This is a genomic window from Lunatibacter salilacus (assembly GCF_009797935.1).
GTDB classification, from domain to species: Bacteria; Bacteroidota; Bacteroidia; order Cytophagales; family Cyclobacteriaceae; genus Lunatibacter; species Lunatibacter salilacus.
Genome location: NZ_VOLC01000023.1, coordinates 74887 through 97599, shown reverse-complemented (window position 1 = coordinate 97599; position 22713 = coordinate 74887). Strand labels below are relative to the sequence as shown.

At 41.5% G+C, this 22713-nt stretch carries 15 protein-coding genes and 1 pseudogene; 7 read left to right on the top strand and 9 right to left on the bottom strand.

All coding sequences use genetic code 11. The features are described 5' to 3' along the window. Window positions 1-344: 344 nt before the first annotated feature. Genes FQ608_RS23840 through FQ608_RS23825 form a run of 4 tightly spaced genes read right to left on the bottom strand, consistent with a single transcriptional unit; the run spans window position 345 to window position 12248 of the window. Window positions 345-566 (bottom strand): hypothetical protein, encoded by a 222-nt coding sequence (locus FQ608_RS23840; RefSeq protein ID WP_158861004.1) that lies wholly within the window; start codon window positions 564-566, stop codon window positions 345-347. After that, the gene (locus FQ608_RS23835) at window positions 563-4678 is read right to left on the bottom strand and encodes an RHS repeat-associated core domain-containing protein (RefSeq protein ID WP_158861003.1); all 4116 of its coding nucleotides are present in this window, start codon (window positions 4676-4678) and stop codon (window positions 563-565) included. Before FQ608_RS23835 ends, FQ608_RS23840 begins: the two co-directional genes overlap by 4 nt. A 9-nt stretch (window positions 4679-4687) precedes the next feature. Further along, on the bottom strand, window positions 4688-11254 hold the full coding sequence (locus tag FQ608_RS23830) for a CARDB domain-containing protein (RefSeq protein WP_158861002.1): 6567 nt from the start codon (window positions 11252-11254) through the stop codon (window positions 4688-4690). A gap of 28 nt (window positions 11255-11282) precedes the next feature. Then, window positions 11283-12248, bottom strand: coding sequence for a right-handed parallel beta-helix repeat-containing protein (locus tag FQ608_RS23825; protein WP_158861001.1), 966 nt, complete (start codon window positions 12246-12248; stop codon window positions 11283-11285). 480 nt (window positions 12249-12728) lie between these two features. Here FQ608_RS23825 and FQ608_RS23820 point away from each other — a divergent pair, with 480 nt between their 5' ends. The 7 genes and pseudogenes from FQ608_RS23820 (at window position 12729) to FQ608_RS23790 (ending at window position 18471) form a co-directional block, all read left to right on the top strand. After that, window positions 12729-12896, top strand: a complete 168-nt coding sequence (locus FQ608_RS23820; protein WP_158861000.1) for a hypothetical protein — start codon at window positions 12729-12731, stop codon at window positions 12894-12896. 92 nt (window positions 12897-12988) lie between these two features. After that, window positions 12989-13461: pseudogene (locus FQ608_RS23815) on the top strand (JAB domain-containing protein). 529 nt (window positions 13462-13990) lie between these two features. Continuing rightward, window positions 13991-15526, top strand: a complete 1536-nt coding sequence (locus tag FQ608_RS27330) for a hypothetical protein (RefSeq protein WP_199856460.1) — start codon at window positions 13991-13993, stop codon at window positions 15524-15526. Between the two features lie 314 nt (window positions 15527-15840). Beyond that, window positions 15841-16059 (top strand): hypothetical protein, encoded by a 219-nt coding sequence (locus FQ608_RS23805; protein ID WP_158860999.1) that lies wholly within the window; start codon window positions 15841-15843, stop codon window positions 16057-16059. A 183-nt stretch (window positions 16060-16242) separates the two neighbouring features. After that, window positions 16243-16467 (top strand): JAB domain-containing protein, encoded by a 225-nt coding sequence (locus tag FQ608_RS28170; protein WP_158861015.1) that lies wholly within the window; start codon window positions 16243-16245, stop codon window positions 16465-16467. Between the two features lie 518 nt (window positions 16468-16985). Next, window positions 16986-17768, top strand: a complete 783-nt coding sequence (locus FQ608_RS23795; RefSeq protein WP_158860998.1) for a hypothetical protein — start codon at window positions 16986-16988, stop codon at window positions 17766-17768. Between the two features lie 415 nt (window positions 17769-18183). Continuing rightward, window positions 18184-18471: a JAB domain-containing protein gene (locus tag FQ608_RS23790; RefSeq protein ID WP_158860997.1), complete on the top strand. Its 288-nt coding sequence runs from the start codon at window positions 18184-18186 to the stop codon at window positions 18469-18471. A 1000-nt stretch (window positions 18472-19471) separates the two neighbouring features. Here the strand turns inward: FQ608_RS23790 and FQ608_RS23785 are convergent. From FQ608_RS23785 to FQ608_RS23765, 5 genes are all read right to left on the bottom strand, one after another. Then, window positions 19472-20542 carry a hypothetical protein gene (locus FQ608_RS23785; RefSeq protein WP_158860996.1) on the bottom strand — a complete coding sequence of 357 codons (1071 nt, stop codon included), beginning with the start codon at window positions 20540-20542 and terminating at the stop codon, window positions 19472-19474. Continuing rightward, window positions 20535-20942: a hypothetical protein gene (locus FQ608_RS23780; RefSeq protein WP_158860995.1), complete on the bottom strand. Its 408-nt coding sequence runs from the start codon at window positions 20940-20942 to the stop codon at window positions 20535-20537. Before FQ608_RS23780 ends, FQ608_RS23785 begins: the two co-directional genes overlap by 8 nt. A gap of 448 nt (window positions 20943-21390) precedes the next feature. Further along, window positions 21391-21930, bottom strand: a complete 540-nt coding sequence (locus FQ608_RS23775; RefSeq protein WP_158860994.1) for a hypothetical protein — start codon at window positions 21928-21930, stop codon at window positions 21391-21393. Further along, entirely contained in the window at window positions 21927-22445 is a 519-nt protein-coding gene (locus FQ608_RS23770; RefSeq protein ID WP_158860993.1) for a stage II sporulation protein M, read from the bottom strand. The genes FQ608_RS23775 and FQ608_RS23770 overlap by 4 nt, the downstream gene beginning before the upstream one ends. Further along, complete coding sequence (locus FQ608_RS23765; protein WP_158860992.1) at window positions 22445-22708, bottom strand: hypothetical protein; 264 nt, start codon at window positions 22706-22708, stop codon at window positions 22445-22447. Before FQ608_RS23765 ends, FQ608_RS23770 begins: the two co-directional genes overlap by 1 nt. Between the last annotated feature and the right edge of the window lie 5 nt (window positions 22709-22713).

Genomic DNA, 22713 nt, shown 5'->3' with positions numbered 1-22713 from the left:
AACCCTCGATATTAGTCAGCTAATGGCTATCAATTCTATTTTTTAAGTTCATTTTTTTTCCACTTTCAACCTCCGATGCTTCTTCTAGCAGTAAGTATCAAAAACTATAGTAGAGCAGCACAGTCATAATGCAGCTAAGTTTTCGAAAGCATTGGAATTTAACCGCCAATAACTCAAGTTTCCAAACAAAATGAATTTTCAATTTCCTAAGTAGATTTATCTCTTCAATATCAATAAGGTTTGAGAACCAGATACACTTGGATATGATTAATAGTAAATAAATAAAGCGTTCAATGTTATAATGTTTATATGCTTTTTTTGAAGTTAACATAAACTAAAACTATTTAGAGCTTGTCCAAGAGACTTTCAGGATTAAATTCACGAACTTTTAATGAAAGCATTTTACTTATATCAAATGCCTCAGCCTGGTTTAATAACTTTGAAATAATTTCATAGTACCCGTATAGCCTTCCCTTATCAAATTCATTATCACCATTTTCTCTTAATTCAAGAGCTTGATCAATCAATTGATTTAAACTGTCTTCTATATAGTTCAATGCTGTCATTGTCCCAAAATTCCTTTAAGTATTTGAATTTGTTCGTTCGCATTCGTAATCTCCTTTTGCCACCCTCGTATTAAGCTTTGCTGATGAGAAGCACGAAGATTATTCCAATTCGGAACATATTTAGAAGGGTTTGCGATCTTATCAAGGTGAACATTTATGCCTCTTTTTCCATTTTGTAAAGTGTTTATTGCTTTCTTTATTTCGGAGGCACTCCTATTAACATAGTTATTGTAAAAGCCTGCGTGTTTTCCCCCTGCTTTGGCAATATTAACAGCTCTTTTCGCTTCTCTAGCCGCCTTTAACCGCCTCAAGAGAAACTTGCCACCGTCACCTATAAAAGGGAATACTCCCAAGCAAGCCAATCCGAAATTTCCCCAATCTTCCTGTGAATAATAGATCCCTGCTAGAGCCATATCCGCAGCAAGACCGGGTAAGTGAGGAATGTATGATATTGCCTCTAAATTGTCTAAATCCTCTTGATTATATTGATTTCCCGAATATTCTGATTTTCGTCCAAACGGATCCAAATACTTCAACGGATTCCCCATTACATACTCATACAACCCCATCCCGTCCACATAGCCCAATGGATCCCGCTGCAAAAAGCGGCCATTTACAGGATCGTAGTGTCTGTTTCTGTAATAATAAAGACCAATCTCCTTATCCCACCTTCTTCCGGTAAACAAGTAGGGATTATCCACCGTTGATTCCGCAATTTCCCCAAAGGCTGCGTCCAAGAAAGTTACCTCCCCAAAGGGATCGTATTCGTAGTATTCGACTACTTGCCCAACCCGGTTGGAAAGTGCCGTGACGGAACCCAGGGCATTTTTGTGGTAGTAATACACCTCCCCAGACTTATCCATCCGAACCACATCATCTATCCAGGTGCCATAAACATAACTGCTGATATTGCCAGCTTTATGCTCCTCGATAACCCTTTGGCCATCGTAATAATATTCGGTGACTTCCTGTCCTACCTGCTTTCTAATTCTCCGACCTAGGGGATCATATTGATAACTTGCCAGATCTCCGCCGTTGACGGATTCAAGTTTGTTTCGATCATCATACGCAAAGGAAAAAGTACCATTATTCGTTAGGTTACCGTCGCCATCGTATTGCCAAGGGGTACTTCCGGCTAGGGTATAGGCATTTACGTTATTGGTTTGGTAACTTGTAGAAGTGCCGTTTAGCTCCCAGGTTCTTCGGTTACCCACCGCATCCAGGTCAAAGCTTTCGCTCCGGGTAGGGCTGGCAATGCTTTGGTTGGCCAATTGTCCTGTCTTGGATTGAACCAAACGATAAATGGCATCGTAGTTATAGACTTGGGACAACAACGGGTTTTGCCGCTTCTCCTCGGTCACCCGGTTGCCTACTTTGTCATAGGTGTACCTGTAGTCCAAGAATCCGTTGGGTTGCTGGGTGATGGCGGTTACCTGATTGTTGTTATCGTATTGAAAGGCCGCCAAGGTGCCGTTGCCATAACGCTGTGCGGTTTTTCGGTTGCCCAGATCATACTCCATCTGGGCGATGGAGCTGTTGCCCTCACTGATGCCTTGAATACGCTCCCGCATATCCCGCTGCTCAGTAATTTGCCTGCCGGAAGGATAAATAATTTGCCGAATGCGGTTTTGGGTATCGTATCGGTAAGCAGTCGTTTTTCCGTTCAGCTCCTCACTAATTAGTCGGTTGGCAGGGTCGTAGGAAAATGCCAGTTGGGCATGCGCATTGCTGGCCTTGACCATCCGGCCACCGGGATCGTAGGCAAATTCATCATCGGCAGAGTTGGGGTAATCTCGTTTGGTCAGGCGGTTGAGTTTATCATAGGCGTATGTAGTGACCTGCCCCCTTCCATCTTTTTTGGAAATCCTATTTCCGACAGCATCATACTCCATTTCAACCGTGCTGTTGTCGGCAAATTTCTCGCTGATCAGTCTTCCAAGAGCGTCATATCGGTACTCCGTTGTATTGTTCTTGGCATCTGTAAGTTTGGTCAGGTTCCCATTTTTGTCGTATTCGGAAGCCGTGACATTGCCCAGCGCATCCGTAGTTTTGGTCAGTCGATCCAGCCTGTCGTATTCAAAAGCGGTGGTATTGTCCATCGCATCCCTGATACTGACTTGGTTATCGTTTTCGTCATACTCATAGGCAGTTACATTGCCCATGGGATCGGTTACCGATTTTAGGCGGTAGATAGCGTCGTAGGTGTATTTGGTTGTATTTCCGTTGGCATCTGTTTCACTGAGTATATTGCCCACCCTGTCATATTCGAAAAAAGCGATACTGCCTAGGCCATCGTCAGTGGACAGCAATCGATTAATTGCGTCATAGGTATGTAGAAGAACATTTCCGCCCGGCAACCCCGTGCTTAAAAGGTTCCCGTTACCGTCATACTCAAAAGTGGTTACCTCTCCCGCAGCATTGGTTACAGAACTTACCCGGTTTAGGTTATCGTAAAGCATCGAGGTGGAGTTGCCATTGGGATCGGTCTCCGCTACCCGGTTATTCTGTCCGTCATAGCCGTAGGTGATTTTCCCTCCCTGGGCATCTGTAATACTGACCAACCGGTTGATCACATCATAGGAAAAAGCAGTCCGGTTGCCGTTTCCATCTACCGTCCATTCCAAATTGCCATTGCCATCATATCCAAACTGCTGCTCATGGCCTTTGGGGTCTTTGCGGGAAAGAATCCTTCCCATCTTGTCATAGGTAAACGTAGTGGTATGCCCCTCCGGGTCGGTGGACGAAACCAATTGGCTTCTGGCATTGTAGATCCACGTAGTGACGCCCGCTTCCTGATCGGTGGTTTCCGTCAAATTGCCGTGGGCATCGTAGGCAAAGCGGGCCAAATTGCTTCTTCCGTCCGTATACGAACTTGGGTAACCAAATTCCGTGTACGTAAAAGACTCTGCGACCTGCACGGCATTGGTGATGCTGGTTACATTTCCTTTATCATCGTACTCGTAACTAGTCCAGTTCCCGTTTTTATCGGTAATGGATGTGACTTGATTATAGATTTCCTCATACGTAACCCGGCTCGTATTCCCAAGGGGATCGGTTTCGCTCAGTTGGTTTCCCCGGTTGTCATAGGTATAGGTATATTCGTTGCCATTGGCATCGGTCATCCGGGCGATATTGTTGTCTTCATCGTAGCTGTATGTCAGGTTATAACCGCAGCAATTCCCAGTCTTTTTCACCACCCTGCCCTTGTCGTCAAACTGATACGCCGTGGTTTGCTTTCCGGAAATACCCTCCTCCACCAGGTAGGTCGTTAACCTGTCCGTGTTATAGACTAAAGTTTGGGTGGCAACCGGGGAGCAAACTTTTTCCACCGCCCTGTTTTTGTTATAGATGACGTTATAAATATTACCCTTTGGATCTATGACATCTATTAAATTGCCCGGGGCATCATACCTGTACCGGGTGGCATTTCCCTCAAAATCCGTAACCTGCACGAGGTTTCGTTCATTGTCGTAGGAATAGGATACGCTTCGGGAAGGCGATTCATTGGCATCGGTCAATTCCGTCAGATGCCCGTTGGTCCATTTTAAGGAGATGGTTCTTCCAGAGGCATCTGTAATGCTGCTGGGAAAAGAATCGGTGTAGCTAATCTGTATGGCATTGCCGTAACGGTCTTTGATTGCGGTCAGCTTTTTATGGGATGGCTCCGCAAACTCGTAGGTAGTACCATCTTTGGTAATCAGTCGGAGTTTGTCGGACTCGTATTTCTCCAACCGATCAAAGTATCCGGTCGGCGGGGTATAGGTTTGACCGTCGGCGGAGAGGTATTTATCCTTACGCCCATCAGCCCGTACAACTACGGTAAAAATGCTGTCCTGATAATAATGCAAGTTATAGGGCATGGTAAAACCCAAACCAAATCCAAAATCCGATCTTCGATAATTGTTGCTGTAAGAAAAAGTAAAATCCAGCGATAACCCCCGACCCGGCATAAACAGATCGGTCCGTGTGTAGAAAAGGCTTCCGCTATAGCTGTTTACCTCCAGCCCCATGGGCCCAATGATATTGGGTTTGGTGATATTCTGCCCCATGGATGGAAGACCCAAGATTATCAGGCAAAGAAAAAATATCAATATATGTTTCAGTTTCGGCATAGCATGCTTTTATTCAATCATTTTGAACCTTAGGGGTAATACAGCCCGGCTGTATACCGTAATTTCGCTTCTGGCCCCTGGCCTTAGGATATGCTCTGGTCCATCAGTTTCCCTGAATTCAAGGAACAGCTCCTGCTTGTTTTCCTCCAATTCCGCAACGATGTACGCTAAGGGGGCACCATCCATACTTACCAAGTACCTTTGAAGTACCGGGATATCTACATTGCTGTTATTTTCAATATAAAAGGTCATGGATACCACACGGTTGGGACGGGTATTGGCCGGCAAATAATCGCCAATAGCCGTCACTCCATCAAAATCCAGCTCCCGGTCGCAGCAGACAAAGGCTTTGGTGACTGATTGACCTCCGGAACCATTATCCAGTCCGGCCCTTACAGTCAAACCTTTGATGATGCCCGGTACCACTTCGAAACCGTTTTCCCTTATGGCCGTGTTTCCGTCCGCCTTGGTAAGCTTGACATCATAAATCCCTACCGGCACCCCATTCAAGTCAAAGGTCGCATAGGCAATGATTGAATTTTTCCATTCCAAACGGGCTGCTTTGACAGATTTTCCACCGCTTCTTTCGAGGCTAACAACCATATCCCTGGTAAATTTCGCTCCCTCCAGCTTTACAGTGACCATACCCGAATTACCTCCGATTGATGAATCCACTGCTCTCAGCTCAAAGGGAACAATACTTGCCTTGATACCTATCGTTTGGCTTGGTGCCACTTTATTTTGTCCGGTTATCAGTATAAAATAGTCACCGGGTACCATTTCTTCCACTATAATTTCCTGATCTCCAGATAAGGGGTTTCCAAACTTCAGATCATAGTCTACTGGGCTGGGCACCTCCCCAAACTTCAAATACATGTTATTAATTGCTTCATCTGATCCCATTAATTCCACTAAAAGGGTTTCCTTTTCCAATGAATCAGGTACGTGTACCCTGTAATACTTTCTCAGTCCATTGACAAGGGAATCGATCCTTTCTTCTCCCAAAACTAATTGGGGAACAACTACTTCTACCATACCTAGCCGTTGGCCTACGTTGTTTTCTTTGTCCGTTTCGTTTATATTGTTTCTAATATCCGCCTGTACCAACAAATAATAGGATCCTGGGGTGAGGTTGTTGGCAAATCCGGTGAGGCTTCTAGTCGCCTCGGCCATAGGTCCAAGCTGGATATTACCCTCAACTATCCCAAGCCGGATATCGGTAACATCCAAAAGGCTGTCGATTGAAAAATAAACCGCCTCGCTGGTAAAGCCAGCCGCTATATTTTCTCCAATATTCTGAATTTGATAGGAAACGGATACGGGGTCTCCAGCCACAAGGGTATCCGGACAAGTTATGGCACTAATAATCAAATCGGATGGGTCAGCCTTACTGACTAAGATCTGACGGAATAACACATTGTTGCTTTTACCATTATGCTCATACATGGTATTGCTATCATCCGTTCTTAAAAGTATGACGTAGTTACCTTCCGCATCCGATGGTATTGCTAACTGAAGACTATCCTGATAAATCTCTCCTATGCCCAAAACTCTTTGCTGTACTTTAGAACCAATAACCCGGTCACCTCCGTCAATAATAAAGTTGGTGGAAAGGTAAAACCGATCGGACCAGGAATTAGCGGTCGTAACAGTGTCCCCCTCGTTGGACACCTCCCAATGGACCGTGATAGGTTGCCCCGAAACAGCCAATATCGGTGTTTCGAACTTCTCGACCACCAAGTCCGGAGAGGCGGATAGATCAATGGAAATTGGAAGCTGCCTGACCGGCTCGCCCTGTTGGTTCAGTACCGGTAGATAGCGGAAATTGTCAGCAAGGTTTGCGTCATTGTTAAGGTTACGGAAATCCGCAACGACCAATAAATAAAATTCCCCAAATACCCCATTTGGCAATCGGAAACTAAGGCTACTTTCGTAGCTGCCTCCATCCGAGATTGGCCCGTTTATCATTTGCTGGGCAACATAAATATCCTGTGAATCCCATATGGAATCTGTGGAAAGAAAAATACCATCATACCAAGGACCAGAATTCCATATATTGGTAGCATTGCCCGTATTGCTTACCGACCAACTTACCCTTAAGGATTCCCCGGATTTCAGACTGCGTTTGTTTGAGCTTACCTGGTCCATCCTTAGATTCACTGGTGGAGGGTTGGTAAGGTAAATGGCGTTACTTTTGCCTACGTTATTATCTTTATCTGTAAATTCATATACCGCATTCTGGGCATCCGTAAACACATAGACATATCCGTTTGCATCGTGAATATTGGACCCAAATCTGGAAAGAAGGGGAAGTGTTACTTGAGTTTGGACGCTGTACTCTCCATCCACTGCCAAGCCTTGAGACCTGTTTATTTCTCCGAGAAAATGAGCGGTACTCTGATTCCAAACCGAATCCAGGGAAATGTAAATACGGTCGGTCCACACTGTTCCCTCAGCATCTTTGCTGCCCTGGTTTTGGACTGTGTAATTTAATGAAATGGGCAACCCAGCAAGTGAAAATCCAGGAACTTCCACTACTGTCACAGCCAAATCAACCCATGGGGAAAGTTCAATCTCAACTGGCTGAATGCTAGCCACCGTATTGTTGCTCTCCCTGCCATCCTCAAAAATCTGGTTAGATAGATCAGTAACAACAATTACATAATACATTCCTTCTATTCCATCCGGCAATCTGGATTCTAAGTTTCGGATTACGGTAGATCCTGGAAGCATGGAATTTTGAACATCCAAGGTTCCCAGCGGTATCGCACCAAAGGTCAATTCCCGGGTGGTAGAAAGATAGACCGCCTCCCTCCATCTTCTATTGACTACGGATCCTTCACCGATATTTGCGACAGTCCAGTTTACGGACAACAACTGCCCAGACATGGCTTTCTCCGGTGGATTGATTTCCGTAATTGTAAGGTCTGGCACTAACACTTGAATAGGGGTTGTACTTAATCGGGTATTATTGTCTTCATAGGTATACTCGTAAATAGTATTATATATGTCTGTATAAACCATCAGGTAAAAGGGTCCTTTGATCGAAGCCGGAATAACTACACTTGCCTGCTGCTGGTAGTTGGCACCCGGTTCCAAAGTTCCCCTATACGTGAAATCCCCCAATGAAATCAATGCGGAAGTTCCATCTGGAGAGGCTGACAAATACAACCTATCTGCCCATGTACTTTTTCCTATGGCCCCAGGGCCTTGGTTTTCCACTTCCCAAAACACGGAAATTGATTCATTGTTGGATGCGGTTTCACGAACTTCTATTTTACTTACAATCAAATCAGGTGGGGGTAGTAACCTCACATCCAGACTATCGCTTCTGGAAATATTGTTGAACTGAGGTTCAAAAACATTTTCACGGCTGTTTGTGTGAACATATAGGAAATACCTGCCGTCAATTCCCCTGGGCAGGGTTATGGAATCGGCTTTGGTGTAGCTTTGACCCGGTTCCAATGTTTCCCGGACAGTAACCCTTTTCAGCATTTGTGCCTGGTTCGGAGTGAATTCTTCTTCTTTTGATAAATAGATTTCATCAAACCAAGATATTGATTCAGTTTTTGCCGTACCTATATTTTCCACTCGCCATTGCAGGGCAATTTTCTGCTCAGAGAAGGTAGTACGAGGGGATACTACGAGTGGGCCAATTGCCAAATCCGGGGTTGGCCGCATGGTTGCCTGAAGAGGCGACACGTTAAAACCCCTGTTATTGTTCACGTTCACTTCCAATAAGCGGTTTCCCCTGTCAGCGGCGATAAACACATAGAATTCGCCGGCAATTCCCCTAGGCAGTTGAATGGTGGTAGATTGACTATAAGCCTCACCGGAATCCAGCGCCTTTACCCGTACCACTCCCTTTACAAAGTCTGCCGTCAATATATCAAAAACAGGTTCTTGAGATAGGTAAACGCCATCAAACCAGGTAGTATTCCCGGTATTTCCTTCGCCGATGTTCTCAATTTCCCATTTGACTTCAATGAAATCCTCTGAAAGGGCGGTGGTTGGCAACGTGACGCTTTTAACACGCAGATCGGGTAATTTTCTGAAAGTGATTTGTTGAATTTCACTTGGGAGACTTGTACAAGCATCTTTGCTGATTACCTGCCAGGAATAAGCTTTGCCATAATGTATATTTCGGTTGTTGAAAATATATACCATTTCCCTCAAATTGGCAGCCGTTGGGTTGGCAGGTTTTGAGGCATCGCTTGGCCATAGGTAAAAATCATAACTGACTGCCTCAGGAGAACCCATCCAAGTAAACCGGATGGGAATATCTAAGTCTACCATCCCGTTTACTGGGGTCAAATTAGTTGCAGGAGCTGCTAACAGGGGCTCATCCAGCTTAATGATGCTGCTAACTGGCGTGGTACTACTGACCTGATAATCATCTTTTGCCTCAATATAATATTCCGTTCCCGCTTCTGTGATGAAAAGGGCAGGAATCACAGCTCTATAGGTATTCCCAGTTGTTCGTTGGAAGTTAGTCTGCGTCCAATCTCCAGAACCTATCTCACGATAAAAAAGGATAGCCTGTTGCACCCTATTAGTCTGGTCAAAAATTTCCGCTGTGACTACCACATCCACTCCCAAACAGGAAATAACCACTGGCGATGCGGTGATTTGAGGCGGCCTGTTGGATGCAGGGGCAGCCACTGTATAGCTTACCGATTGCTCGGCAGCAATATTGGATACGGTTACATTTAGCTCCAAAAGGCCCCCAATTCCATCAGGAACCTTAAATTGCAGGCTTTGTCCACTTGTTCCCACAATTTCCGCCTGTTTACCGCCAAGCGTGACCCTTATCGCCGCAGGGTCGAGTCCAAAATGGTCCCCATTGATGGTGACAATATCTCCGGCCACCGCCGTTGCCGGTTCTATGGAGGTAATAATGGGTTTCTGACGAACAATCTGAAATTTTTCAGATGCGGTTACCGAGATATCATTTACCGTTACGGAAATATCCACCGTACCAAAGAAGCCTGTCGGGACTTCTACTTCCAATTTGGTCGTCGTTGCGGAGGAAACTTGAACAGGTACGTTGTTGAATTTGACGAGATTTTCCTCCGGAAGCGGACTGAAATTAAATCCGTTAATAGTGACTGTGTCGCCGGGAACGCCAGAAGTCGGATTAAATCCCGAGATTTCTGGGAGACTTCCGATGTCAAAGGTAGATAGATAAACAACGCTCCAGGCACCACTGAAATCCTTGGCCCGGATATAAATTGTATGTGAACCGGAATCCAAGGCACTAAGATCCGCGGTGAAATCAATATCCAAACTGGTTCCCGGAGTAAAAGGAACAGGGATACCATTCCCGTAACCCGGATCCTGATTTAAAAAGTATTCAAGGAAAATGATGTCTGGAGCGAGACCTTGTAGGGCACTTAAGTAAAAGGATTTGTGAAACGTAGTACTCCATCTACCTTCTGTGTCTTTTGACCGAACAAATAACTGATGGAAGCCTTCGTTCAATTCGCTTAAGTCAGCGGTAAAGTTTAGTTCTATTTCACTTGATGAAGTAATTGGCACACTAACCCCATTTCCAAAACCCGGATCGTCATTGAAAAAATACTCAAGGCGATCAACATCGGCCACGGCCAAAGGAATTTCTTCCACTAAAAATCTACGAGTGAACGTAGTACTCCAATTTCCTCCCCCATCAAGGCTGCGGATATACAAGTTCTTGAATCCGGGATTTTGATCATTCAATGGAATCGTGAAAGATAATCCATCCTCCAAATTGTCGTTTAACGGAATGGAAGTTGCCATTCCATAGCCGGGATCATCGTTGATAAAGTACTCCACTCTCACCAATTTTTTGACTTGGTCAACGCCAATCCGGTCTATAAGGAAGCTTTTGGAATAGGTCGTGCTCCAGCTACCATTGCTGTTTATTGCGCGAATATATAGGGTATGAAAACCAGCGGATAAACTCTCCGTGGTGACAACAAAACTATTTTCTGTAGATCCTTCGGTAAGATTTAACGGGTTGCCATTTCCAAAACCCGGGTCATCATCAATAAAATACTCAATTCTTTGGATTTCAATTTGCGAATCCACTTCCATTCTGTCTATCAAAAAGCTCTTGACATAGGTGGTGCTCCATATGCCATTACTATTTTGGCTGCGAATGAATAGGTTATGAAATCCGGGGGAAAGATCCGATAGACCAGCCACAAAGGAAATTTGGGGGGCGGTACCTGTTACGTTGGGTATGGCAAAACCGAGGCCATATCCCGGATCTTCATCAAAAAAATACTCTGCTTTTTGAATGGGGACGGTATCGCTGAAACTAAACTCCTCAACCAACACTTTACGGTGTATCGTGTTACTCCACCTTCCGGAGTCCCCAAGGGCACGAAGGTATAAGGTATGAAAGCCAACTTCTAGATTTTCAACGTTGGCAGTAAATTCAAGATTCCCATTTTCCAAATTACTTACGGGGATTGACACCGCATTTCCGTAACCTGGGTCAGTATCAAAAAAATACTCGGCCCTTTGCAACGCTTGTGCAAGGGAAAGAAAAGGTAAAAAATACCAACATAAAAAGACCCAAGTAAACCGCATAAGTTAAAAGTTCTGTCCGGTTCTCCCCCTATAAATGGGAATGGATCTTGATATTTACAGGAAGACCTTCTGTCTTAGACGCGGTAGCAGGCGCACTTACCTCATAAATACTTGGGCCCGGAGGGATTCCGGAAAGTACATAAGGTAATGGACCACCAAAAGGACCGCAATCTATCCCGTTTAGGCCGGCACCTTTTGCGGGAGAATTTTCAGCCAATTTGTATGTTCCATCAGTAGTTCCCCCTTCCACAAAAATGGCAGTAAATGCTAAATTGAATTTATTGCCATTGGCTTCCGTACCGTTCTGTCGAAAAATGTTATTGGTAATAGTATTGTTCCTAGATGTGAGGAAAAGGGCATTGTCTGTGTAACTGTTGATAATGTTATTCCTAATTTCAGAATTATAAATATCGAGGGAAGAAATCGAGTTGTTAAGTAAATAAAATACATTATTAAAGACCGAAACAAAACTATTCGCATCAAATCTGGCATACCGGATAATATTATTTGAAATTAAACCTTTACAATTACGGCCATCAATATCGTAAATGGTATTTTGTGCAACGATAAAATTTTCTGAATTTAAAATTAAACCATTAGTCACGTTATTCCTTCTCACGGTGATATCTAAAACATTCAAATCCACCCGATATATTACAAGTCCCATCATAATACTGCCTTCAGCCCCGGCTATGAAATTAATCCGGTTGAAATTTGCCGTCATTTTGTTGGCTTGTGTAAATGGATTTTCGCCAAGAAAATACCCCGGACCGATAATTACTAGCTGCTTACTTATATTTACCGCATTATTGTTATCATAAACCGTTAAGGATCCCTCTACATAAATGGTATCTCCTTCCCCTGCTGCGTCGTGTGCTTCTTGAAGTCCGAGAAAATCGGCATCGATACCAGGAGAGTTATTTACCCTCCACTTGGCTGCCTCTGAAAAACTAAAAATAAAGAGAAACAAAATCGGTAGTAGAATTTTTTTCATAATAATGACTAAATTAAAGGTTACCAGTTAAACAATATTCGTTTGTAAAGTAATTATTTATAATAAAATATGCAATACAGATAGAAAAAAATGGTTTTAATTTTAAAAATCCTTTCAGAAACAAATTCTTATTATAATTATACATTTACCAATAGGCAAAAAAAATCCTCAAACCTTCTAAAATTAAGTCAAATAACGGAATGTGCTTCCTCATAAATCACAATGTATATTCTATTTTTTTTAAAAAGGTAAACAACGGACAATCAGTCCCATACGGTTTGGTAAATTTGATTTTAGAGGGAGGCAAACCACCACTCAGCAAAGAATGTCCACATGGATTCGATTTGATCGCCTGATGTTTTTCAAGGAAACCAATGGGATGTGACCAACTGACGTAATTTATTCGGTGCTTAGTGAAAAACTCCCCATGGGGTAGCCTTATCATTCATTTAGCCCTCCAGCGCCCTCGGTAAGCACATTATGAAAGGTTTTAATCAATTATCCGAACCCAAAGAGATGCTCTACAACCAGGGAAAGTCCGCCATGACGGATTATCAGATTATCGCAGCCATCGCAAAAATACCCGTTGACAAAGCCAGGGAAATACTGGCACTCGCAGACTATCGGCTCTCAGAGCTGGCTAGATGAAATCGAGCATGACGTACCCGTCACACAGTGGGATGATTATCATTGCGAGATTCCATCTGACCATTCAGAAACAAAAAATAAACAGATGAAATATGGAAAGATGGCTCAAGATAGCAGGGATAGGATATGCAAAGGCCACGGCACTAGTCACCTCATTCGAACTGGGTAGAAGACGGATGTTTGAGCAACCCGACCGGAAAATCAAAATCCACTGTTCCCAGGATGCATACAACCGCATGAAACCTTTCCTGTATGATGAACTGGTAGAACACTTCTACATTCTGCTGCTGGATAGAAACAACCAAGTTCTGAAATTCCAGAGGATCAGTTCAGGGGGAACCCACGCAACCCTCGCAGATCCAAAGCTAATCTTCAAAAAAGCACTGGATCACCTAGCCTGCGGAATTATCCAAGTACACAACCACCCCTCGGGAAAATCGAAGAGGATAGAACACTGACAAGAATATTGGCAGAAGCCGGAAAGTACCTTGAAGTTTCGGTTTTGGACCACGTAATATTTGCGAACGTGGGATATTTTAGCTTTGCGGATGAGGGCCTTTTATAGGCCTTCATTTTTTGCCAAATCAATTAGGAATTCATTAAAAAATTGAAGGCCAAGTAATTTTTAAACCGCTGCGGCTAACCTAAAAGTACTTGTGCCAATATTATTTTGTATTAAAGCTATAATCGCTATAGAAAAATACCCCAATCAGGGTATTTTTTGCTTTGGAGGAAAACCATACCTTTAAAAGCGAGAGATTCTACTTTGTGATTCAAGTATTGTAAGGAAATAAATGGGGCTTGCGGTGGCTATGGCGTAGGGAAATTAAGATACCAATTGGTATATTGAATCAGTTTTCCAACATTTGCACCAGACTAAAAGGCAAAATCTGTTTAAAGAACAACAACAAACAGTCTTAATTTTCAGCCTAGTCGCTCCTATGTCCTATAAAAAATAAACACATCTCTAGCTAAAATAAACAAATTTGTTAATTTGGCATAGAGATTTACCAAAGCTCTTTGTACAAAGATGATATAAAAGCATTAAAGTAAAGGGATTTGGGTATATGCATGTGTTATACACCATACTTTAAATGAAGCAATATTCAGAACCATCAAAAATCGCAGTTCGCAATGAGGCTTTAAAATATGCGGTCAAAACCCTAACATTAGATCGCTTTGAAAGTACCATTTCTAAAAAAGCTTCAGTTCGTTCTATAAAGAAACACTTGATGAAAAACGGATCTGAATACGACAAAAAGATCACATCTCTATTAAAAGATAGTGAAATAGAAAAATGGGAACACTTTTATAATTCTATAATTCGCGAGAAAATACCAAGCGACCTTAGGGTAGCATATCTTAGTGGTCCAAACCCAGAAAATGACATTGAAGTTTTAGTTGAAAATGGTATTCTACCGGAAAATATTTGGGCATTTGAATCAGACAATAAGACATATGACAATGCAATTATCTCAGCTTTAGATTCGAAATTTCCTTTTGTAAAAATCTATAAAGGGCGAATCGAGAAGTATTTAAAAATACTACCTTTTAAGTTTGATATAATCTATCTTGATTTTTGCTCAACGATTTCGAGTAGTCAAACTTTATCTGTTGTTAGGGATATTTTTCATTTTCAAAAACTGGACAGTCTCGGCATTTTGATTACTAACTTCTCACTACCTAGTAAAAAAATACTAGAAAATAAAGATTATAGAAATAGATTAATTCAACTATCCGCCAACTACATTTACCCAAAACCTTTCACAGAAAAGCCGAATGCTCTAGGTGGTGGTTGGATGGAATCAGCTGAATGTCACAAAATCGAACCAGAGGATTTTTTCGAAATAGCTAAGCGAAATGAAACTAATTTTTACAGTCAGTTTATAACTAGATTGCTTTATGATTTGCCTAGTGTCTTGATCCCATTCCAGCGGTTGGCTAATAACGATTCATTATCGAGCCTTTTCTTCAAAAACTTTAAAAAGACCTCTTTTAATAAAGACTATTTAGAAGACCTCTTTTGCTTTCCAAATGAATACTCCATTATCTGGGGACTTAATAATTTTCATGGTCTTGATGACGAATTTTATAAGTTATTAAAAAAATTAAAAACTCAAATATCAATTGATTCAAATGCCGGGAGCCTTGTTGATAAGGTAGAATTAGTAAGGTATTTTTTAACAGAACCTAGTGAAAAAAGAATTTATAGTAAAAAATTAGATTCAATTCGAAAAAACTGGAGACCTACAGAAAAGCATATCTTCTGTGATATGTTTCTTTTTCATCAACTAAAGGAAATATTAATTGGGCAATTAACAAGTCCATATTATTACAACGTTGAAAGAACTAAAAGATGGGTTTACCAGGCCAAAGAAACAGAGATGTTCATGGACTTAATCACCTATGACGAATGTAGGTATGTATTTGACTGGATGCCAACACTAGACATGTTTGAAGAAGGTGTTGGCGATTGGGACAGACAATTATCTCTTCGTTTTGCTATGGATGGAATTGCAAAAAACAGCATGTGGTATAACAATGAATTCTTTTATGGTACCGCTGTTATAGGTCGGAATAAAAAAGGATTTGAAGCAAAAGAATTGAAAAAAAGAAAAAGAATAAAATAGCACTGTACAATGACATAGAACAACTGAAGCTTACTGGCTCAAGTTGCACTCCTCCCTAAGAGAAGACGAGCTCATTTTTATCGCATTTATCGAGTCCACCCGAGTACGACAAGAAGTCGCTTTGATAACTATTTGACGTTCCATGAACGATTAAACCTTATGTTTCATCACAAGTAACTTATGGATACTCGCACGTCTGGTAACCGGATTGAGCGAAGCTATCCGGACAATATAGTGCGTAAACGAGGATCCTATGTCTGGAATGGGCTTGTTCATTTATTAGACTCTCCACCAGCACCTTCGGTAAGCACATCATGAAAAAAGTAGAACTCACAGAAATCCTTTTCAACCAGGGAAAGTCAGGAATAACCGATTCCCATATCATCGCCGCAATAGCAAATATTCCGGTTAATAAAACCCTGGAATTCCTTATCCAGACAGACCACAAACTTTCCGAACTGGCCCGGTGGGTCATGAAAAGATGGCGGAAAATAGAGAGAATAGGAAATACCTGCACTGGTTACTTCCTTTGAACTGGGAAGACGAAGGATGTTTGAGCAGCCCGAAAAGAAAATCAAAATCAACTGCTCCCAGGATGTGTACAGATGCATGATCTCTATGATGAACCCGTTGAGCACTTTTAAATCCTACAGCTGGACAGAAAACACTAAGTACTGATGATCCACAAAATCAGTTCCTGAGGAACCAACGCCACCCTGGCAGACCGAAAGCTAATCTTCAAAAAGGCACTTGACCACCTCGCCTCCAGAATCATTCTGGTACACAGCCACCCCTCGGGGAACCTCAACCCCTCCGAACAGGATCGGGGACTGACAAGAAAACTGGCTGAGGCAGGAAAGCACCTGGAGGATCCGGTTTTGGACCACGTGATATTTGCTAAGGTAGGCTATTTCAGCTTTGCGGATGAGGGCCTTTTATAGGCCTATTTTTTCTTCAAAACCTCGAAGGAACCAAAATCCTAATAATTTTTAATCTGTTCTCGAAACCATATAAATGCTTATACCAATATAATTTTGAATAAAAGCAATAATTTATGGTATAAAAATACCCCGATTAGGGTATTTTTTACATTAGGAGAAAACCATATCTTTAAAATCGAGACATTCTACTGCATGATCCAAGTTTCAAGAAAACTAAATGGGACTTGCGGTGGCGATGGCGTAGGGGAAAGAGGAGCCAATAAGTATATTTATTTGGATCTACTAGACTAGCAGAACTATACCGTATACAAATGACAAAAGACAGTTAAATAATTACAGCCTCATTGCTATCATTACCCACAAAAACTCAAGATTCCTCTAGTTTTGGAAAACTATGTCGCTAAATCGCTATTCGAAACCACTGGGACTTCTTTGGAGAATGAAAATATAGACGCAATAGAGGAGTGGTAGTTGCGTCTAATGAAGCGTTGGCCTTAATCACTTATCATCGCATAGTTATGAACTTTGAAACTTGCCCAATTACCGGAATTAAGATTAAAAGTCAAGATTTTCAGACTAACATCCCAATCGAAAACTCTTACACTTATCGTGTACCTACAATTGGCGAGGTTACATTAAGTCATCAGGCTTGGCTAATTCTGGAGCAAAACTCCTTTCAGCAAAAACCTATACTTGCTGGCTACTGTCGAAATATATTTGATAGAAAGGGTAAAGGGCCTAAAATACAAACTGAATTTATAAATGAAGGTTATAAATCAGTAGAAGTCCCATTTTCTTTTGAGGAGAAATGCCGGCACTTACTTGAATACCTTTATGAAGCAGGAGGCAAAGAGTCAAAAACTTTTAATCTAAATTCTTTAGTAGATTACACAATAACATATTCGCCAAATCCAGATGAGTTTAACCGCATTATTGAGCATCTAAAACTTCTAAAATACATAACATATAAATCCAAGGATGATGCGTATCTACCAAAAGTGATTTTTTTCCAAATAGCACTTACAATTGACGGATTTGAACAGGCGAAGAAATCATTACCAACAGACCCGATGATTAGATTGATAAGAGAAGATTTTGGCTTTGGTGACGAGGATACCAACGAAAAGGTAAATCATGCAATCAAGCTATTTCATACAGATTCAAGCATGGATAATAAACGATCTGCTTGTGAAACTCTAAGTTTCATATTGGAACCATTGAGGAATGAACTGAAGGTAACGTTTAGCGGTGATACAGAAGATTTTTTACATTGTAAACAATTTCAATATTCGCCACAATAAAGATCGAACGAAACGAATAGAACATGCTGCTCAATTAGAATGGATATTTTATGGCATTCTCAATACCATCCGAACTTATTATCTTCTCAAAAAATAGACGGAATTTGATCGTGGATGGCCGCATGCCGACCATAAGCCTGCTGAGAGCCTCTCATGCCAACTTCGTTCGTCAAGAAGTCGCTTGAACAATTGTTAACCGTACCATGAACGTTGGGTGGTCCATCAGTTGGATGCGTGCATTTCTGGCAACGGAAGTGTGCGAAGCTATCCTTACAATAAAAAGGGATTCTGTGAAGTATCTCTATTCCCTACTAACGCCAGGTGCAGGGGAGTAATGTGTATATTCAACATATGTAAACTGCCAATAAGTATATGTTTCGCGCTCTTAACCTCCTTCGAGCTGGTAAAACGAAGGATGTTCGAGCATCCCGAAAAGAAAGTCAAAATCAGCTGTTCCCAGGATGTACATAGCTGCATGGCACCCTACCTGTATGACGAACTTGTAGAGCACTTTTATATCCTTCTGCTGGACCGAAACCACCAAGTCCTGAAAATCCACAAAATCAGTTCAGGAGGAACCAACGCCACCCTGGCAGATCCAAATCTAATCCTCAAAAAAGCACTTGACCACCTTGCCTCAGGAATAGTATTGGTTCACAACCATAAATTGCTTTTAAACTCGTGCATGTCGCAACGAGTTTAGGTAACTATCGAAAAATGTTTATTCCCCAATCCTTTTTGTCCCATAATTTTCAAGACATACCTGCGAATAAAGATTCTTTTTTTTAAGAATAACAGGAGATATGTTCTTCCCTACAATTTGATAAAGACATATCAATCACCACTAAAATCTACCCCGATTAGGTTATTCTTTAAAATAGAAGAAAATCCTAACTTACAAAAGCGTATCATTCACCTCCCGTCCCCTACGGAACCTGCGGTGGCGAGGCCTTGGGGAATATACATAACGGAAACACTTAAAATTGACACTTCGATTAAAGGAATAGAATATCGATTAAGTTTCGTCTAGCCGAGAAGGTTGGGTACAAATGTTTATGAATGCTCAAAGGAAACAGTCTATACGCCGCCAATATCCACCACCAAATAGCGAAGCCCATTAGATTCAAAAGTCGAAATCCCTTACTTGGAACCGGAACCCCAAAGGAGGCCTTTGGACAATGTTGGTATAGATGCAATTGGATTGAGCCTGGTTATATAAAGTTGTTACCTCCATATAAAATGTCCAACGAAAAAATTTGCAATTAGGCCAACAAAGTAATAGGTCTAGAGGGAATAACTGGAAATGGACGTCTTTGGAAAAGTGGTTAATGGATGAATTTGATAGAGCAAAGAAATTAGGACATTTTCACACCGAGAACTCTTCTGGAAGCTTTGAAATTTGACGAATTATCAATTAATTGAATGGTAAGTAATTTCATGGAGACCCTTAAAACATCCGAATTCTTCGGACTTCTCAGCCATATCAGAAAATGATTACAGTAAAACTAGGGCAAAAACATGCAAGGCTTTAGGGTTGACTAACAGGTTGTATCAACTTGCATTTCTGGGATGCAGAAATACTTCGGCACAACTTATCCAAGTATCGGAAGGTATTGCACCGGGCCGAATAATATTTATACCAGATACCAATGCCGGATTCACACAGGCGGTATAAAAATTGAGGGGTCAGCAGCGTATTGCTACTACCCAAAATATTTCGCAGGATTTAGACCTTTTAAGTTATTGTCTCGAATAGCATAAATCTCCTCAGGCACAGGCGTCCCCCCATTTACTAGGTAATAAACTGCCATTGCATAAATCGCCAGATGCCATTGAATATGGTGGTCTTGATACGTTTCTTGTTGGCGATTTCGCTTATGCTGTTCGGCAGAGTACCTATCAAGCTGATATTTCGGCCAATTTCGTTTTTCGGTAGAAGCTAAACGCTGAATATTCGACAAACGAGAAAATGCCGCAGGGTATCCGCTTGAAATTTGCCCATACCAAGATTGATATGATGCCAAGCACTGCATAAATTTCTCCGCAAAATAAATACACTTATCGCCAAACATTGAAGATATGATTTTATTATCAATGACTTTCATGACAGCGAAGGAGTCTGCCTCGATTTCCATGTCTGCCTGATCTTTGGCAGGATTAAGGCATTGATAATCTGATTCATGCCTTATTGCTACGTGCCCCAATTCGTGGTGGCCTATTTCATGGAGCAGCACATAGGTTTCTAAAGACTTAGCATACAAAATCCTTTTAGAGGTCAAGGCAGAATCCTCAATTGGGACCCAATACATTGTAAACGGTTCTCGCATTCCAGCATTAAACGCAAACATTGTATGGTAATTAAGTTCTCCTACGACAGAAGTTCTATCACCTTCGCTTAAATCGAATGAAGTTATTGCCTCATGAGCTATTTGTTCTTGAGCTAATAAGTCAAAAATCCACGAGAGAGCAGATGAGATAATGATCACACGATAAACGCCAATATACATACTAGAGCATTTTATTTTGTCACTTAGTATACGAAAAAGTAGAACTTTTTCAGTAGTTCCGGAAAAAAAAGATTCGCTATAGTCACTTAAAACCTTGTGCTGAGTAGAAAGATAGTTAAATACTCCTTCTTGAAAATTACCCGTCTTTGAGTGCTGAAACAGAGTTCGTACGAACGTGGGACGACAATTATCGCCACAAGTTTCGAGAGCATTGATTTGCTCCTTTATAATTGCCCTAACCAGATCTGAAGTATCATTTTTACTCATTATTAAGTATCTTAGTAATCATCGCTGCGAAATGCTCATCGTTTTTGATATTAGTCCTATTAATCTTAATCTTCTGCCCTCGGTAAGAAATCTCTAGGTACTCTGAGTCTTTATTTTGCCTAATCAGCCGGATCAACCACGCATGCAGTTCATTTGCTAAAACTGAATTAGCAATACCTAATATAAAAGTAACTAAATAATTTGTCTCAATAAACCCCCGTTCAATTCTTTTATTAACGTTTACTATTTCACATCCTTCTATTGCTGTAACAGTCTTACCGTTAATATCTATTAAACTGTCGGTCAATTCAAAATAATCGCCCTGAACATCCGGAATCAGGAATTCATCATTAGTTTTGGAAATGGTTATTTCTATTTCAAAAATATTACTGTTCATCATTTATCTTGGTTGTATTGTTGGCTTACTAAGCTATATTAAAGACCGTGGATCTTTTCATCCTACTTGCTAATTTTAACTCAATCGTGCAGTCTCGCATCAAATTAAATTTATGATTAATTTATAAGAAATTAGAATAAATTGGTAGCAAAAATATTTCTACTGCAAGATAAGATTTTTTGTAATTCCAAACAAATGTAAAAAATTAAACCAATATCGGTAAAACAAAAAATGTAACCAAGCCAAAATTGTCGGATTGGGTTTGGGAAAGAAGAAAAAGGGCATAAATGTGTAGCCTGACCGACTAGCTCACGATCAAACGACTAAGATCATACAATAATAAGAACTCGCTTAATAACTGTTTAACGTTCCGTGTACGATTGGTGTTCGATCAATTGGATATACATAATGAGATGATTCTTGGTTATCCCTTTGTTCTTATTTTCAAATATTATTGAAGAGAGATCAGCAACCTCGCCGACACAACAAGTAAAGTAGGAACCCAAGCCACTGCCACCGCCTTTCCATACCCCATCCCAAACTCATGCTGGGTTATCAGTACAAAAAGCAAGTAAAATCCAAACCAGAAAATATAACTCACCTCCTCCATATCCGATAAACCCAGTCCGATAAAGGATTGCTGATTAAGCATTTGAGCGGAAGACTGGCCCGGATGGATATCATATAAAACAATCAGATAAACCAGGCAATTGAACAGGACGGGGATAAAGGATAGGGCTATCGTCCAAATCATTTTTTTGGAATCAAATTTTTCGTCCAGCAGGGTAAACATCAGTTCGGACGTCAACATATAAAAAACAAAAAGCACCACCGGAACAAAAAAGGCAATCAAGTTACTGATGCCTCGGAATAGTTTGAACAATTGCATAGTTTCCAGGTCGCTGCCTTGAAGGGCATAGGAACGATTGGAAATCCAGTAAAACAGGATACAGGAAATCAAAAGAACGATAAAAGGAAGTTTTTTCTTCATCCGGACAAACTCACATATGCTTCCAAATAAGCCGCCACCAACAAAATGATTAGGGTGATTCCAGCCTGTATCATAAATCCTTTAAAGTTAAATCCAGCCTTTATATCCAGAAAAGCAGCTCTGATCAGATAAATACCCAGGTATAACCCCAGCGAACAGGAAAGAATTATCCCAACAATTTCAATAGCATGGGGAAGCAGATGCCGGAGGATTACAGTAACCGGAAGATCATTGCCAGCCACGGAAAATGCATAACCTAAAACCGAACCGTTATAAAAGGTATTCAAAAGGGACACAATCCCCAGCGAAAATCCACCCGCAAGATTAATCAGTGCCACCGATAGATTGTTTCCGGCAATGGACCAAAACAGCAAAGGTTTGGGTTGGTCAAATGTTTGAATTAGTGCGGTGTTGTCCAGGCTGTTCATTTCGAAAACAGGATCAATATAAAACCCTACCAGCATCCCCGTCAAATAGACCGCGGTAGCTGATAGGGTAAGGGAATTAAGCGACATCACATGCCGGATGCGGCACCCGCAATCATACCCCCGGCAGGCCCGGCAACCATGCCTACCCCAAATCCCCATGCGGCGGCATCAATAACTCCGATGGCACCGATAGCCAGGCTTGCCTCAGCGGAAGCCCCTCTTCGTGCAGCGATATAACTTATTCCTGCCCAAACCTCCCCGTCCTTGGGAGCTGCTTGTTCTACGCCACCTACAGCAAAACTGCCACAGATTAGCATCAACATGACCAAACTTTTCATTTTTCGTTTCATAGTTG

What these genes read in the sequence shown, in the direction of transcription:
- FQ608_RS23840 (WP_158861004.1), bottom strand. Translation starts at nt 566, where the DNA reads ATGACAGCATTGAACTATATAGAAGACAGTTTAAATCAATTGATTGAT.
- FQ608_RS23835 (WP_158861003.1), bottom strand. Translation starts at nt 4,678, where the DNA reads ATGCCGAAACTGAAACATATATTGATATTTTTTCTTTGCCTGATAATC.
- FQ608_RS23830 (WP_158861002.1), bottom strand. Translation starts at nt 11,254, where the DNA reads ATGCGGTTTACTTGGGTCTTTTTATGTTGGTATTTTTTACCTTTTCTT.
- FQ608_RS23825 (WP_158861001.1), bottom strand. Translation starts at nt 12,248, where the DNA reads ATGAAAAAAATTCTACTACCGATTTTGTTTCTCTTTATTTTTAGTTTT.
- FQ608_RS23820 (WP_158861000.1), top strand. Translation starts at nt 12,729, where the DNA reads ATGAAAGGTTTTAATCAATTATCCGAACCCAAAGAGATGCTCTACAAC.
- FQ608_RS27330 (WP_199856460.1), top strand. Translation starts at nt 13,991, where the DNA reads ATGAAGCAATATTCAGAACCATCAAAAATCGCAGTTCGCAATGAGGCT.
- FQ608_RS23805 (WP_158860999.1), top strand. Translation starts at nt 15,841, where the DNA reads ATGAAAAAAGTAGAACTCACAGAAATCCTTTTCAACCAGGGAAAGTCA.
- FQ608_RS23795 (WP_158860998.1), top strand. Translation starts at nt 16,986, where the DNA reads ATGAACTTTGAAACTTGCCCAATTACCGGAATTAAGATTAAAAGTCAA.
- FQ608_RS23790 (WP_158860997.1), top strand. Translation starts at nt 18,184, where the DNA reads ATGTTCGAGCATCCCGAAAAGAAAGTCAAAATCAGCTGTTCCCAGGAT.
- FQ608_RS23785 (WP_158860996.1), bottom strand. Translation starts at nt 20,542, where the DNA reads ATGAGTAAAAATGATACTTCAGATCTGGTTAGGGCAATTATAAAGGAG.
- FQ608_RS23780 (WP_158860995.1), bottom strand. Translation starts at nt 20,942, where the DNA reads ATGATGAACAGTAATATTTTTGAAATAGAAATAACCATTTCCAAAACT.
- FQ608_RS23775 (WP_158860994.1), bottom strand. Translation starts at nt 21,930, where the DNA reads ATGAAGAAAAAACTTCCTTTTATCGTTCTTTTGATTTCCTGTATCCTG.
- FQ608_RS23770 (WP_158860993.1), bottom strand. Translation starts at nt 22,445, where the DNA reads ATGTCGCTTAATTCCCTTACCCTATCAGCTACCGCGGTCTATTTGACG.
- FQ608_RS23765 (WP_158860992.1), bottom strand. Translation starts at nt 22,708, where the DNA reads ATGAAACGAAAAATGAAAAGTTTGGTCATGTTGATGCTAATCTGTGGC.